At 60.3% G+C, this 15,012-nt stretch carries 12 protein-coding genes; 6 read left to right on the top strand and 6 right to left on the bottom strand.

Annotated elements, in window-relative coordinates; translation table 11 throughout:
• Positions 1 to 17: 17 nt before the first annotated feature.
• From dauA to mfd, 3 genes are all read right to left on the bottom strand, one after another.
• Positions 18 to 1,706: a C4-dicarboxylic acid transporter DauA gene (gene dauA / locus ACOWVD_RS06560; RefSeq protein ID WP_421105511.1), complete on the bottom strand. Its 1,689-nt coding sequence runs from the start codon at positions 1,704 to 1,706 to the stop codon at positions 18 to 20.
• 235 nt (positions 1,707 to 1,941) lie between these two features.
• A complete protein-coding gene (locus tag ACOWVD_RS06555; protein ID WP_048323000.1) occupies positions 1,942 to 2,424 on the bottom strand; it encodes a heme-degrading domain-containing protein in 483 nt (160 codons plus the stop codon).
• A 268-nt stretch (positions 2,425 to 2,692) separates the two neighbouring features.
• Entirely contained in the window at positions 2,693 to 6,166 is a 3,474-nt protein-coding gene (mfd, locus tag ACOWVD_RS06550; protein WP_421105510.1) for a transcription-repair coupling factor, read from the bottom strand.
• A gap of 309 nt (positions 6,167 to 6,475) precedes the next feature.
• On the opposite strand from mfd, the gene lolC reads away from it, so the two are divergent.
• From lolC to cobB, 5 genes are all read left to right on the top strand, one after another.
• The gene (gene lolC, locus ACOWVD_RS06545) at positions 6,476 to 7,678 is read left to right on the top strand and encodes a lipoprotein-releasing ABC transporter permease subunit LolC (RefSeq protein WP_004941116.1); all 1,203 of its coding nucleotides are present in this window, start codon (positions 6,476 to 6,478) and stop codon (positions 7,676 to 7,678) included.
• Positions 7,671 to 8,375, top strand: coding sequence for a lipoprotein-releasing ABC transporter ATP-binding protein LolD (gene lolD / locus ACOWVD_RS06540; RefSeq protein ID WP_004941120.1), 705 nt, complete (start codon positions 7,671 to 7,673; stop codon positions 8,373 to 8,375). The genes lolC and lolD overlap by 8 nt, the downstream gene beginning before the upstream one ends.
• On the top strand, positions 8,375 to 9,622 hold the full coding sequence (gene lolE / locus ACOWVD_RS06535; protein WP_049240231.1) for a lipoprotein-releasing ABC transporter permease subunit LolE: 1,248 nt from the start codon (positions 8,375 to 8,377) through the stop codon (positions 9,620 to 9,622). Before lolD ends, lolE begins: the two co-directional genes overlap by 1 nt.
• 53 nt (positions 9,623 to 9,675) lie before the next feature.
• Positions 9,676 to 10,593: an N-acetylglucosamine kinase gene (nagK, locus tag ACOWVD_RS06530; RefSeq protein ID WP_197798801.1), complete on the top strand. Its 918-nt coding sequence runs from the start codon at positions 9,676 to 9,678 to the stop codon at positions 10,591 to 10,593.
• 91 nt (positions 10,594 to 10,684) lie between these two features.
• A complete protein-coding gene (cobB, locus tag ACOWVD_RS06525) occupies positions 10,685 to 11,521 on the top strand; it encodes a Sir2 family NAD+-dependent deacetylase (RefSeq protein WP_049240229.1) in 837 nt (278 codons plus the stop codon).
• A 111-nt stretch (positions 11,522 to 11,632) separates the two neighbouring features.
• On the opposite strand, the gene ACOWVD_RS06520 is transcribed toward cobB, so the two are convergent.
• The 3 genes from ACOWVD_RS06520 to ACOWVD_RS06510 form a co-directional block, all read right to left on the bottom strand.
• Entirely contained in the window at positions 11,633 to 12,811 is a 1,179-nt protein-coding gene (locus ACOWVD_RS06520) for a glycosyltransferase (RefSeq protein ID WP_049240228.1), read from the bottom strand.
• 200 nt (positions 12,812 to 13,011) lie between these two features.
• Entirely contained in the window at positions 13,012 to 14,055 is a 1,044-nt protein-coding gene (gene potD, locus ACOWVD_RS06515; RefSeq protein ID WP_015377584.1) for a spermidine/putrescine ABC transporter substrate-binding protein PotD, read from the bottom strand.
• Entirely contained in the window at positions 13,985 to 14,302 is a 318-nt protein-coding gene (locus ACOWVD_RS06510; RefSeq protein ID WP_152903402.1) for a hypothetical protein, read from the bottom strand. The genes potD and ACOWVD_RS06510 overlap by 71 nt, the downstream gene beginning before the upstream one ends.
• Between ACOWVD_RS06510 and ACOWVD_RS06505 the strand changes: the two genes are divergently transcribed.
• A complete protein-coding gene (locus ACOWVD_RS06505; protein ID WP_015377585.1) occupies positions 14,292 to 15,002 on the top strand; it encodes a MurR/RpiR family transcriptional regulator in 711 nt (236 codons plus the stop codon). The two genes, ACOWVD_RS06510 and ACOWVD_RS06505, sit on opposite strands and share 11 nt — an antisense overlap.
• The last annotated feature ends 10 nt before the right edge of the window (positions 15,003 to 15,012 follow it).

Here is a 15,012-nt window from a genome sequence, read left to right as displayed (position 1 = left end):
GTCGGGCTTTTTTACGTTTAGGCGCCGGTGGCCGCCAGCGCTTCCGGCAGCGTCGGGTAGAACTGCAAGCGGCCCTCGATCGGCTGCACCCGCGCGCGCGCCAGGGTTTTCAGCGGCTGGAACGGCACGTCGGTGATCACCAGCTTTTTATCCGCCGGCAGCACGTCGATAAAGCGCCGCAGGGCGCTCAGGCCGCCGGCGTCGAGCACCGGCACCGCATCCCACTGCAGCACGATCGTCCGGTAATCCTCGCTGCGCGCCAGCAGTTCGCTAAAGATACGCTCGGCGGCGGCGAAGAACAGCGGGCCATTCACTCGCAGCACCAGGCGGCCATCGTCGGCGCTCAGCTCGCTCAGCCGCGTCATGCGGGCGATGCGGCGCATAAACAGCAGCGACGCCAACACGATGCCCACGGTAATGGCGATCACCATGTCGAACAGCACCGTCAGCGACATGCACAGCAGCAGCACCAGAATGTCGTCCTTCGGCGCTCGGCGCAGCAGGTAAATCACTTTGTGCGCCTCGCTCATGTTCCAGGCGACCATCAACAGCAGCGCCGCCATCGCCGCCAGCGGCAGATAAGAGAGCCACGGCGCCAGAACCAGCAGCGCCAACAGCACCAGCAGTGCGTGGATGATGGCGGACACCGGCGAGGTGGCGCCGGCGCGCACGTTGGCGGCCGATCGGGCAATCGCAGCGGTCGCGGTGATGCCGCCGAAGAACGGCGCGATGATGTTGCCCGCACCCTGGCCGATTAATTCGCTGTTCGAGTTATGCTTCTTGCCGGTCATGCCGTCGAGCACCACTGCGCACAGCAGCGACTCAATCGCGCCGAGCATCGCCATCGAAAACGCCGCCGGTAGCAGCGCGGAAACGGTTTGCCAACTCAGGGTGAACGGCTGCCCGCCGCCGCCCGGCAGATCCCAAGGCAGCAGCAGCTGTGGCAGGATCGGCGGAATGCCCTGGCCGCTGCTGCCATCGGCCAGCAGGTAGCTGAAGCGGGAGCCGATGGTTGCCACCGGGTGGTCAAACAGCGTCAGCAGCCCCATCAGCGCAGTGCCCGCCAGCAGCGCCGGCAGGTGGCCGGGCACCCGCAGGCCGAGCTTGGGCCAGAAGATCAAAATCAGCAGCGTCACGGCACCGATCAGGGTATCGCCGAGATCCAGCGTCGGCAGCGCCTGCAGCAGGGCGTACAGCTTGCCGACGTAATTTTCCGGCGTGTGCGTCAGCTGCAGGCCGAAGAAGTCCTTGATCTGCATGGTGGCGATGGTGATGGCGATGCCGGAGGTAAAGCCGAGCGTGACCGGCAGCGGAATGTACTCGATCAGCCTGCCAAAGCGTGCGAGCCCCATCAGCAGCAGAAATACCCCGGAGATCAGCGTGGCGACCAGCAGACCGGCCAGGCCGAACTGCTGCGAGACCGGATAGAGGATCACCACGAAGGCGGCGGTGGGGCCGGAGACGCTGTAGCGCGAACCGCCGCTGAGGGCGATGACGATGCCGGCGATGGCGGCGGTATACAGACCATACTGCGGCGGCACGCCGCTGGCGATCGCCAACGCCATCGCCAGCGGAATGGCGATAATACCGACCGTCACCCCGGCGATAGCGTCTTTCAGCAACCGCGCCAGGTTATAAGGTTCCCGCCAGCAGGCGTCTATCAGCGCGCTGAAGGGGCGAATTTTGTTTATTTCATGCGTTTTCATCTACGGTGCGTACCAAATCTTCAAAAGTGAAAGGAATGGCGGGCCCGATGAGGTCCGTCTTGTCACGTGACAGATACCATACGCCTTTTGTTCAGCGGATTACCAGACCTGTATCAATTTGGCGCAGGAAATCAGAGAGTCGCCCTTTTGTTCGGCGCTAAATTTCGATAATAGAGAATTCAGCCGCAGATTCTGCGGCTGACAAGAAAAGTGATAGTCAAGGTTTTAACGGTTATTACAGAGTGGGCAGGGATAAGCCGAGAAAGTGGGCTAAAGTGCTCACCAGCAGCTGGTGATCTTCCTTCTGCGGCGCGCCGGAAATGCTGATGCTGCCGACGCAGCCGAGGCCGGTCAGGGTGAGCGGGAAGGCGCCGCCGTGCACCGAATAGTCACGCACGCTCAGCCCGTAACGCTCCTCCAGCGACGTTTGCCGTTGCTGCAGGCGCAGGCCGATGGCGTAAGAGCTTTTGTGAAAATGGTTCACCAGATTGCGCTTGCGCCGCACCCAGTCGGCAATGTCCGGCGTTGCCCCCGGCATGGCGTAATAAAACAGCGTCTGCCCGGCAAGTTGGATCTCGATGGCGATGCTCAGGCCGCGCCGCTCGGCGGCGGTTTTCAGCGCCGCGCCCAGTTCCCAGGCGGTGGCGGCGTCAAAATGGGTAAAGGCCAGCGTCGCTTCCTGTTCGCTGAGCGCTTGCAGTTCATCGTCGATATTCATGCGGTTCTCCCCCGATAACACAACGCACAGAGTAGCCTGAAGCGGGCGTCGTGAGATAGACGGCTTGGCGATAAGATAGAACTGCTACTCTATTAATAGACTGTGTATACCCTATGGATTGCAAATTGCAGCCAGGCGCCCAGCGATCGCATCCCCTGGAGCTTACTCAGGTAAGTGACTGGGGTAAGAACGTGCAGGTAACAACGCTGCGGTTTGAAAGACGCCGGGTATAAATGGCCGCCCCCGACGTAGCGACGGGGGCGTTGCCTCAGGCCGCCAGCGTGTGTTCGCGGAAGGCGTTCAGCAACTCTTCGGTGAACGTCAGGCGCTTCTGACGATCGGCCAGATCGAGCGTGAACTTCAGCTTGCTCGGGCCGTCCAGGCGGTAAACCTGCGGATTGCCCTGCAGCAGACCGATCAGATAGCCGGGATCGACGCGGTTATTGTCGCCGAACTCGATAAAGCCGCCGCGCTCGTTGCTCTCGATGCGTTTGATCCCCAGCTTCTGCGCATGCAGGCGCAGCGCCGCGCACTGCAACAGGTTGCGCGCCGCATCCGGCAACTGGCCGAAGCGATCGATCAGCTCGACCTTCAGCTCGTCAAGCTCACCGTCGTTCTTCGCGCTGGCGATGCGCTTATACAGCGACAGGCGGGTATTGACGTCGGGAATGAAATCTTCCGGCAGCAGCGCCGGCATGCGCAACTCTACCTCGGTCTGGCTGCTGGTGAGATCTTCCAGCGACGGTTCGCGGCCGTTTTTCAACGCATCGACGGCGCTTTCCAGCAATTCCATATAGAGCGAGAAGCCGACGGTGGTCATCTGGCCGCTCTGGTCTTCGCCCAGCAGCTCGCCGGCGCCGCGGATCTCCAGATCGTGGGTCGCCAGCGCGAAACCGGCGCCGAGATCTTCCAGCGACGCGATGGCCTCTAGCCGTTTATGGGCGTCGGTGCCCATGGCTTTCGGGTTTGGCGTCAACAGATAGGCGTAAGCCTGATGGTGCGAACGCCCGACGCGGCCGCGCAGTTGGTGCAGCTGCGCCAGGCCGAAGCGATCGGCCCGCTCGATGATGATGGTGTTGGCGCTGGGGATATCGATGCCGGTTTCGATGATGGTCGTGCACACCAGCACGTTGAAGCGCTGGTGGTGGAAATCGTTCATCACCCGTTCCAGATCGCGTTCGCGCATCTGACCGTGACCGATGGCGATGCGCGCCTCCGGCACTAGCTCAGCCAGGCGTTGCGCCGCTTTCTCGATGTTTTCCACGTCGTTGTAGAGGTAGTAAACCTGGCCGCCGCGCAGCACTTCGCGCAGGATCGCCTCGCGCACCACCAGACTGTCGTATTCGCGCACGAAGGTCTTCACCGCCAAGCGGCGCGCCGGCGGAGTGGCGATGATCGACAGATCGCGCATGCCGCTCATCGCCATGTTCAGCGTACGCGGGATCGGCGTGGCGGTCAGCGTCAGGATATCGACGTCGGCGCGCATCGCTTTGATGCGCTCCTTGTGGCGCACGCCAAAGCGGTGCTCTTCATCGACGATTAGCAGCCCCAAATCCTTCCAGCGCAGATCGCTCTGCAGCAGTTTGTGCGTGCCGATGATGATGTCCACTTTGCCTTCGGCCGCGTCGTCCAGCACCTGCTGCTGCTCTTTGGCGCTGCGGAAGCGCGACATCATCTCGATGCGGATCGGCCAGGTGGCGAAGCGATCGCGGAAGTTGTCGAAGTGCTGCTGCGCCAGCAGGGTGGTCGGCACCAGCACCGCCACCTGCTTGCCGTTTTCCACCGCCAGGAAGGCGGCGCGCATCGCCACTTCGGTTTTGCCGAAGCCGACGTCGCCGCACACCAGGCGGTCCATCGCCAGCGGCTGGCACATGTCGCTCAGCACCGCATTGATCGCCTGTTCCTGGTCCGGCGTGGTTTCGAATGGGAAGGTCTGGCAGAACAGTTGGTATTGTTCGCGGTTATGCTTGAAGGCGAAACCGGCCTTGGCGGCGCGCTGGGCGTAAATATCCAGCAGCTCCGCCGCCACGTCGCGCACCCGTTCGGCCGCTTTTTGCCGCGCGCGTGTCCAGGCGTCGCCGCCCAGCTTGTGCAGCGGGGCGTTTTCATCCGCGCCGCCGGCGTAACGGCTGATCAGGTGCAGCGATGAGACCGGCACGTACAGCTTGTCCTCACCGGCGTAGGAGAGGATCAGGTATTCAGCCTTGATGCCGCCGGCTTCCAGCGTGGTCAGGCCGACATAGCGGCCAACGCCGTGCTCCAGATGCACCACCGGCTGGCCGGGATGCAGCTCCGCCAGGTTGCGGATCAGGGTATCGGTGTTGATGGTGCGCCGGTTGTCCTGCCGGCGGCGGCTGACGCGCTCGCCGAGCAGATTGCTTTCGCAGATCAGTGCACGCTGGCGCAGGCCGTCGAGGAAACCGTGTTCGGCGGCGCCGACCATCATGTAACGGCCCGCGGTTTCCGCCTGATCGAGACGCTGGATCAGCGCCGGCGCCAGCTTGATGCGGCCGAGCAGATCCTGCAGCGTTTCACGCCGCCCCTCGCTCTCGACGGAGAAAATCACGCTGCCGTCGAAGCCTTCGATAAAGCGCCGCAGATTATCCAGCGGGGATTTATGCTGCGCCTGCACCGCCAGATCGGGCAGGGCATGGTAATCCAGATTGGTATTGCCGGCCTTGGCCGGCAGCTCATCGGTTTTCAGCGCGATGCGCGGCCAGGCTTTCAGCTCGCCGAACAGCGCGTCAACGCGCAGCCACAGCGTATCCGGCGCCAGCAGCGGGCGCATCGGATCGACGCGGCGGCTTTCGTAACGCTGGTTGACGTCCTGCCAGAAGCGCTCGGCGGCACCCTCCAGATCGCCGGTATTGACGATCAGCGTATTGGCCGGCAGGTAGCTGAACAGCGACGGCAGCGGCTGGCTGAAGAACAGCGGCTGCCAGTATTCGATACCGGCGGGCCAGGCGCTTTTGCTGACCTGCTGATAGATGTGCTCGGCGTCGCGACGCACCTCAAACTGCTCGCGCCACTGGCTGCGGAACAGCTCGATGGCGTTCTTGTCGGTGGGGAACTCGTGGGCCGGCAACAGATTGATGGCCTCGACTTCGCTCAGCGTGCGCTGGGTATCGACGTCGAAGATGCGCAGGCTGTCGATTTCGTCATCGAAGAAGTCGATGCGGTAAGGCTCATCGCTGCCCATCGGGTAAAGATCGAGCAATGCGCCGCGGGTGGCGAATTCGCCGTGCTCCATCACCTGATCGACGCTGCGGTAACCGGCCTGTTCCAGCTGCGCGCGCAGCTTATCGCGCGACAGGCGCTGGCCTTTTTTCATCACCAGCGCGTGGCCGTGCAGGAATTCGTGCGGGCAGACGCGCTGCATCAGGGTGTTGACCGGCAGAATGATCACGCCGCGCGCCATGGTCGGCAGGTGATACAGGCTCGACAAACGATCCGAGATGATTTCCTGATGCGGCGAGAAGCTGTCGTACGGCAGGGTTTCCCAGTCGGACAGCGTGGTCACCATCTGATCGGTGAACTGCTGGATCTCGTCGCGCAGCCGCAGGGCGTTTTGCATATCCGGCGCGATCAGCATCACCGGGCCAGGGTGGCGCTCGACGATCTCGGCGCACTCCACGGCGCAGGCCGCGCCGGTCAGTTGCCCCAGCTGGCGCAGATCGCCCGCGCGATCGGGCAGAGAATAACGAGGGGATGAAGAACGGTTACGGCTATCGGAAGTGCTCATTCAGGTATCTTTAATCAATGTGTTAGAGGGCGTCCCGGCACGGATAACCCAGCGCTTTTATGCTGTTTATAGTAGCCCAGCGGCCGGCAAACTGACACAGCAAAAAGCGCTGTCCATCGCTTTTTTGCCGGTTATTTAACCGGTTAACGCCGTCGATTTTTTGCAGCGACGGGTAAATCTTGCGCTAATCTGCCGCCACCGCTCTCGTCTGCGCCACGCAATAAAAGGCCGTCGGGTGTTCCCTAAACGAGGGAGAGCCTTTATTATCCATGATCACTTTGCTTAAGCCACGGCTATCAAACGGATTTCATGTATCAACCTGTCGCGTTATTCATTGGCCTGCGCTACATGCGCGGGCGAGCCTCAGACCGCTTCGGGCGGTTTGTTTCCTGGCTTTCCACCATCGGCATTACGCTGGGGGTGATGGCGTTGGTCACCGTGCTGTCGGTGATGAACGGATTCGAAAAGGATCTGGAAAACAACATTCTCGGCCTGATGCCGCAGGCGTTGGTCACCAGTCCGCAAGGATCGGTCAACCCGCAGCAGCTGCCGGCCTCCGAGGTGCAGAAGCTGCAGGGCGTCACGCGCGTCGCGCCGCTGACCACCGGTGACGTGGTGCTGCAAAGCGCCCGCAGCGTGGCGGTCGGGGTGATGCTCGGCGTCAATCCCGACGAGGCCGATCCGCTGACCCCATATCTGGTCAACGTCAAGCAACAGCAGCTGCAGCCGGGCCAATACAACATCATCATCGGCGAACAGCTGGCGGGGCAACTTGGCGTCAAGCGCGGCGATTCGCTGCGCGTGATGGTGCCGAGCGCCAGCCAGTTCACGCCAATGGGCCGCATTCCCAGCCAGCGTTTGTTCACCCTCATCGGCACCTTCCACGCCAACAGCGAGGTGGACGGCTATCAGCTGCTGGTCAACCAACAGGACGCTTCGCGCCTGATGCGTTACCCGGCCGGCAACATCACCGGCTGGCGCCTGTTCCTGCAACAGCCGCTGACGGTCGATACCCTCAGCCAACAGGCGCTGCCGGCGGGCACCGTCTGGAAAGACTGGCGCGATCGCAAGGGCGAGCTGTTCCAGGCGGTGCGCATGGAGAAGAACATGATGGGGCTGCTGCTCAGCCTGATCGTGGCGGTGGCGGCGTTTAACATCATCACCTCGCTCGGCCTGCTGGTGATGGAGAAGCAGGGCGAAGTCGCCATTCTGCAGACTCAGGGGCTGACCCGCCGCCAGATCATGTCGGTATTTATGGTGCAGGGCGCCAGCGCCGGCATCATCGGTTCGCTGCTCGGCACGCTGCTCGGCGTGCTGCTGGCTACCAATCTGAACAATCTGATGCCGATCCTCGGCGCCTTGATCGACGGCGCTTCGCTGCCGGTGGCGGTCGATCCGCTGCAGGTGACGATCATCGCCGTGGTGGCGATGGCGGTTTCTCTGTTGTCCACGCTTTATCCTTCATGGCGCGCTGCCGCCGTACAACCCGCTGAGGCTTTACGTTATGAGTAACCATCTTTTGCTGCAGTGTGACAACCTGTGCAAGACCTATCAGGAAGGCAATCTGCACACCGACGTGCTGCGCAATGTCAGCTTTGCCATGCAGCAGGGCGAGATGATGGCGATCGTCGGCAGCTCGGGTTCCGGCAAGAGCACCCTGTTGCACTTGCTGGGCGGACTGGACTCGCCGACCTCCGGCGAGGTGATCTTCAAGGGCGAATCGCTGAACGCCATGTCTTCGGCGGCCAAGGCCGAGCTGCGCAACCGCCAGCTGGGCTTCATCTACCAGTTCCACCATCTGTTGCCGGACTTCACCGCGCTGGAAAACGCCGCCATGCCGCTCTTGATCGGCGGCGCCAAGCCGGCGCAGGCGCAGGAGAAGGCGCGGGAGATGCTGGCGGCGGTCGGGCTGGAAAAACGCAGCAAGCACCGCCCGTCCGAGCTCTCCGGCGGCGAACGTCAGCGCGTGGCGATCGCGCGCGCGTTGGTCAACAACCCGGCGTTGGTGCTGGCGGACGAACCGACCGGTAACCTGGATAAACGCACCGCGGACAGCATCTTCGATCTGCTGGGCGAGCTGAACGTGCGCCAGGGCACCGCTTTCCTGGTGGTGACGCACGATCTGCAGCTGGCCAAGCGCCTGAGCCGCCAGCTGGAAATGGCCGACGGCCACCTGCAGGCGCAGCTGACCCTGATGGGGGCCGAGTAATGGCGGGAGCCTCACTGTCCTTCCTGACGGCCCTGCGTTTCAGCCGCGGCCGTAAACGCGGCGGCATGGTGTCGCTGATCTCGGTCATCTCCACCATCGGCATTGCGCTGGGGGTGGCGGTGCTGATCGTCGGGCTGAGCGCGATGAACGGCTTTGAGCGCGAGCTGAAGAACCGCATTCTGGCGGTGGTGCCGCACGGCGAGCTTGAGCCGGTCAATCAGCCGTTCAGCGGCTGGCCGTCGATTCTGCAGCGGGTGGAAAAGGTGCCGGGTATCTTGGCCGCCGCGCCGTACATTAACTTTACCGGCCTGATGGAAAACGGCGCGCAGCTGCGCGCGGTGGAAGTCAAAGGCGTGGATCCGCAGCAGGAGAGCCGGCTGAGCGCGCTGCCGCAGTATGTGCAGGGCGACGCCTGGGCCAACTTCAAGCCCGGCGAGCAGCAGGTGATCCTCGGCAAGGGCGTGGCCGACGCGCTGGGCGTCAAGCAGGGCGCCTATGTGACGGTGATGATCCCCAACAGCGACCCGGAGATGAAGCTGCTGCAGCCGAAGCGCATTCGCCTGCACGTGACCGGCATTTTGCAGCTCAGCGGCCAGCTCGATCACAGCCTGGCGTTGGTGCCGCTGGCCGACGCGCAGCAGTATCTCGACATGGGTGACAGCGTCACGGGTATCGCCATCAAGGTGAACGACGTATTCGCCGCCAACAAACTGGTGCGCGACGCCGGCGAAGTGACCAATTCTTATATCTACATCAAAAGCTGGATCGGCAAGTACGGCTACATGTACCGCGACATCCAGATGATCCGCGCCATCATGTATCTGGCGATGGTGCTGGTGATCGGCGTGGCCTGCTTCAACATCGTCTCCACGCTGGTGATGGCGGTGAAAGACAAAAGCGCCGACATCGCGGTGCTGCGCACCCTGGGCGCCAAAGACGGCTTTATCCGCGCCATCTTCATCTGGTACGGACTCTTGGCCGGGCTGCTGGGCAGCCTGAGCGGCGTGGTGATCGGGGTGATCGCTTCGCTGCAGCTGACCAACATTATCCGCGGCATCGAGAAGCTGGTCGGCCATTCCTTCCTGTCGGGCGATATCTACTTCATTGACTTCCTGCCTTCCGAGCTGCACTGGCTGGACGTGCTGATCGTACTGGCTACCGCCATCGTGCTGAGCCTGTTGGCCAGTTGGTATCCGGCGAGGCGCGCCAGCCGCATCGATCCGGCGCGGGTGCTGAGCGGACAATAACACCAACGGGGAGGCAGCGATGCCGCCCCGTTTTTTTAGCCTGGGGATGGGTTATGTACTACGGTTTCGATATGGGCGGCACCAAGATTGAGCTGGGGGTGTTCGACGGCAACCTGCAGCGCATTTGGCAAAAACGGGTGCCGACGCCGCGTGAAGATTACCGGCAGCTGCTGGCCACGCTGTGCGATCTGACCCTTGAGGCGGATGCGTTTTGCGGCCGGCGCGGCAGCGTCGGCATCGGCATACCGGGCCTGCCCAACGATGATGATGGCACGCTGTTTACCGCCAACGTGCCGGCGGCGATGGGGCGGCCGCTGCCGCGCGATCTGGCGGCGCTGATCGGGCGCGAGGTGCGCGTCGACAACGACGCCAACTGTTTTGCGCTGTCGGAAGCCTGGGACGACGAGTTCCGCCGCTACCCGACGGTGCTGGGCATCATCCTCGGCACCGGCGTGGGCGGCGGCCTGATCGTCGATGGCAAGACGGTGCCTGGGCGCAACTATATCGCCGGCGAGTTCGGCCATTTGCGCCTGCCGGTGGACGCGCTCGAGGTGCTGGGGCGTGATGTGCCTCGCGTTGCCTGCGGGTGCGGCCATCACGGTTGCATTGAAAATTACATATCGGGCCGCGGTTTCGAATGGATGTACGCCCATTTCTATGGCCGGCGCTTGCCTGCCACCGAGATCATTGCGCATTATCAGGCGTGCGAGCCGCAGGCGGTGGCTCACGTCGATCGCTTTATGGACGTGCTGGCGATCTGCCTGGGTAACCTGCTGACGGTGCTGGATCCGCACCTGGTGGTGATCGGCGGCGGGCTGTCGAATTTCGACGCCATTTACCAGGCGTTGCCGCAGCGGCTGCCGGCGCACCTGTTGCGGGTGGCCCGGCTGCCGCGCATCGAGAGGGCGCGCTATGGCGACGCCGGCGGCGTGCGCGGCGCGGCGTTCCTCAATTTGGCGCGCCCAACGTAATGGGCGTTGAGGCCGGGCGTGAATGTATGCAGCCCACCACACCTCAACGTCCAGTAAGAAGGGTAAACAGGGAAAAGTAAGGAGAGAGTTAATGCACACTCGCCATCGGCTGTGTCAGTTTCGCAAGAGTAAGCATGTGCTGCATCAGCGCTTTCGTTCACGCATTTTTCACCGTGACACCATGGCGGCGGCCGAGCTGAAAAAGCCGTTTGTGGTGGTGTTGACCGGGGCCGGCATTTCGGCCGAGTCGGGTATTCGCACCTTCCGCGCCGCGGATGGGCTGTGGGAAGAGCACCGGGTGGAGGACGTCGCCACGCCGGAAGGTTTTCAGCGCGATCCGGCGCTGGTGCAGGCGTTTTACAACGAACGCCGCCGCCAGCTGCAGACGGAGGACATTGCCCCGAACGCCGCGCACCGCGCGCTGGCGGATCTGGAAGAGTGGCTGGGGGACAACTTCCTGTTGGTCACGCAAAACATCGATAACCTGCATGAGCGCGCCGGCAGCAAGCGGGTGCTGCACATGCACGGCGAGTTGCTGAAGGTGCGCTGCACCCAGTCGGGGCAGGTGTTCGAATGGCCCGGCGATCTCAGCGTTGACGATCGTTGCCATTGCTGCCAGTTCCCGGCGCCGCTGCGGCCGCACGTGGTGTGGTTCGGCGAGATGCCGCTGGGCATGGACGACATCTACCAGGCGCTGAGCAAGGCCGATTTCTTCGTCGCCATCGGCACCTCCGGCCATGTCTATCCGGCGGCCGGCTTCGTGCATGAGGCGCGGCTGGGCGGCGCTTACGCGATGGAGCTGAACCTGGAACCGAGCCAGGTAGAGAGCCAGTTCGACGAGAAACACTACGGTCTGGCCAGCGAAGTGGTGCCGCGTTTTGTGCACAAGTTCCTGGTGGGCAAGGTGGCGCGAGCCGACAGGCCATAACGGTGTTTGGGAATGAAAAAAGCAGATGCGAGTTGTTCGGATCTGCTTTTTTCGTCGACATTAACGCATTCGGCGTTTGATGCGATAATAATAATAATAAAAAGAAATTTCCTATTTACTTTTGTAGATAGCGTCGATCAACTTGAAATAAGCGTCGGGAGCATGCGCGCTTTTTATTCTCTCGATTGATGCTTGCGCTTTGACGATAATTTCTGCTTTATCGGCAACGGCGCTGGATATATTTTTCTTCAGCCCGGCCACAATGGCACTGCGAACTTTCTCTTTGTCATTGAAACTACTGATGACAATCTCTTTGAATTTATTGCATGGCACGTCGATCATCCAGCCTGATTCCGCGGGGTTTATTTCTGTCAGCGCACGAACGCTGGTTGTCATCACCGGGCATCCGCAGGCCTGCATTTCCAATACAGAATAACCATAAGTGTCACCCCATGTTGGCAACAACCCAATCTGGCTGGTAATGAATTTTTGCATCACTTGCTCATTAGGAACTGATGCAAAATGGGAAATGCAGGATAAATCTTTTACGAGTGACTCAATGCGCTCATAGAATGGCAGGTCATCCTTGAATTCTCCATGAACATAATTGTCTCTTTTGCTCAGATCGCCGATCAAGGTCACATCAATGTCGTCAGCCAAAATATCTCCGCTCTCAATCAGCTCGCTGACGGCAAGGACGATTTCAGCGCCGCCTTTACGGTAGAAGTCCCGGCCGACAAAGATGAGCTTGACCTTGTCTGAGCCGGCCGGCTTGTCGGCTATCGATGATACCAGCAGTTGCTGAGGCGGATGAACGATGCGCATCTTGCTTTTAACTGAATCGGCAAGGGCGGGGTATGCTTCAAGCACAGCCATTTGAATATTATAAGCGGATTGCGATAATGCTAAAATACCGAGGCAATTATTGTCAGCGATGGCTGACAGCAACGTTGCGATCTTTTTGTTCTGAACATAGCCATTTTCCCCATCCGGTTTTCTATGGGTGTCCATGATTCCCGGAACTCTTGGGATAGCCGTTTCAAAGGTTGCAACCCACTTTTTATTTATTAGCCCGACATGATTGAAAAAGTGAAATACATCAACATTATCAGAGGACTTTTCTGCAAGCGGTTTAAAAAGGAATGACGGCGCTTTTTTTAACAGTTTACCGTTCAGAAAATTAATGTATTTGAATAGATTCTTTTTATCGAAGTTGAGGAAGTCGTTGCTTTTATTCCCAGTAATGCACCGCTTTTCAGGGTATCCATTGCTCGCAATTCCGATACGCATCCACCACCTCATAATAAATAAAAAAAATGTAATGATCTAGTCAATATACCGCTATCCATGCATAATTACAAGATTTATCCAATGCATTAACATTGCCGTATTATTACAGGGTCGTGCCTTATTGAATAATGTAATAGATCCAGGCAACTTCGCTATCCACCTTATGGTGGATAGCGAAGTTAATCACGTTGCTTTGACGATCAGCGCCCGGCTTTCAACTTTTGGAAGTAGCTTTCGTACAGCGTGCTGGCGTCGCCGACGTCGTTTTGCCACTCGCCGTGCTCAATCACCGCCTTATCCGGGTAGAGAGACTTGTCGTTGGCAATCTCCGGCGACAGCAGCTTCTTCGCCGCCAGGTTCGGCGTCGGGTAACCGATGGTCTCCGCCACCTGCACCGCGATTTCCGGCCGCAGCAGGAAGTCGATCAGTTTCAGCGCCCCTTCGACGTTGCGCGCGTTGGCCGGAATGGCCAGGCTGTCCATCCAGAAGATCCCGCCTTCCTTCGGCCAGACGATCTCCAGCGGCGTGCCGGCCTGGCGCGCCACAAAGGCCGAACCGTTCCACACCATGCCGACGTTGACTTCCCCTTCCATAAACGGGTTGCCCGGGTTGTCGGAGTTGAAGGCCAGCACGTTCGGCATCAATTTCTGCAGTTCGTGGTAGGCGGCTTCGATCTCTTTCGGGTCAGTGGTGTTGCCGGAATAGCCCAGCTTGAGTAGCGCCATCTGGAACACTTCACGCGCGTCGTCGGTCAGCAGCAGGCGGCCTTTGTACTGCGGTTGCCACAGATCGGCCCAGGAGGTGACGGTGGACGGATCCTGCGCGTCGCTGTTGACGCCGATGGCGGTGGCACCCCAGATGTAAGGAATGGAGTAGTCGTTGTTGGGATCGAACGGCTTGTTCAGCAGGGTGGGATCGAGATCCTTGAAGTGGCTGAGCTTGCTCTTGTCGATTTTTTGCAGCATGCCTTCCTTGCTCATCTTGGCGATGAAGTAGGTGGAAGGCACCACCAGATCGTACGCGCCGTCTTTGTAGGTCTTCAGCTTGGCGTACATGCTTTCGTTGGATTCATAGGTGGAATAGATCACCTTGATGCCGGTTTCTTTGGTGAACTGCTCCAGCAGCCCCGGCGGGACGTATTCAGTCCAGTTATAGAAATACAGCGTTTTGCCGTCAGAGGCGTTTGCAGAGCAGAAACTCAGCGCCATCATCCCGGCTGCGAGCAGATGTGACCACTTTTTCATGCAGCGTATCCTTCAGCAGTAGTGAGCCGAACCCGTATGGGCTGCCGTTTTCGGCCGCGCCATACCCCAGAAAGGGGCCATTATAGGGGCCGGGGCGGGGTGGGTAAAGGCGGTTATCCCACTGGCAAATCAAGGGGTTCAGCGCCTTAAAGCGCATCACAATTTGTGTGTCTCGCGCTGGACAGGCGGTGAAGCGCGTGCGAAACAATAATTTTGGCGAATAAACGAGGGCAGCGATGAATTTCAAACAGGTCTTCAGCCAGACTGAGCTCAGCAAGACGGATCTGACGATTTTGCACTGCATTCTCGACAACCCAGACGCCTGCATCGACGACGGCATCCGTGCGGTGTCCGCGCGCTGCTACAGTTCCCCCTCGACGCTGGTGCGGCTGGCTAAAAAGCTGGGCTTTCGCGGCTATCTCGAACTGGTCTATTTCATCAAGTTCAACCTGACGATGGCGCCGGCCTACCAGGCGGAACGCGCTACGTCGGCGGCACCGCCGGCCCAGCAGGCGCAGTTTCTCGATCTGCTCGACAACGGCAAGATCCTGATCCACGGTAGCGGTTTTTCGCAGCTGGTGGCTCAATATATGTACAACAAGTTTATGACGCTGGGTGTAGACAGTTATCTGTCGCTGTGGCCGGATTTCGACATTCTTGACCGTGAGACGCGCTTTCGCTTCGACATGGTGATCGTGATTTCAAAGTCGGGCAACAGCGGCTCGGCGCTGAGCTGGGGCGAAGCGGTGAAACGTAACCGCATTCTGCTGGCGGCCTTCTGCGGCGACGGCGACAGCCCGCTGGCGCAGCAGGCCGACATGACCTTTCTGTTTGAGGACCGGCAAAAATACGATCACGATATCTACTATCCCAACCCGTTTTTCGGCCACTGTCTGTTGGGATTCGAGAATGTGATCACCGCCTGGTTTGAACGACGCGGCCGCTGACGGCCGCGTC

The organism is Serratia sp. SA088 (genome assembly GCF_049065515.1).
In the GTDB taxonomy this organism is placed as follows: domain Bacteria; phylum Pseudomonadota; class Gammaproteobacteria; order Enterobacterales; family Enterobacteriaceae; genus Serratia; species Serratia nematodiphila.
The sequence above is the reverse complement of the archived record's forward strand: the minus strand, read 5'-3'. Positions and strand labels throughout refer to the sequence as shown.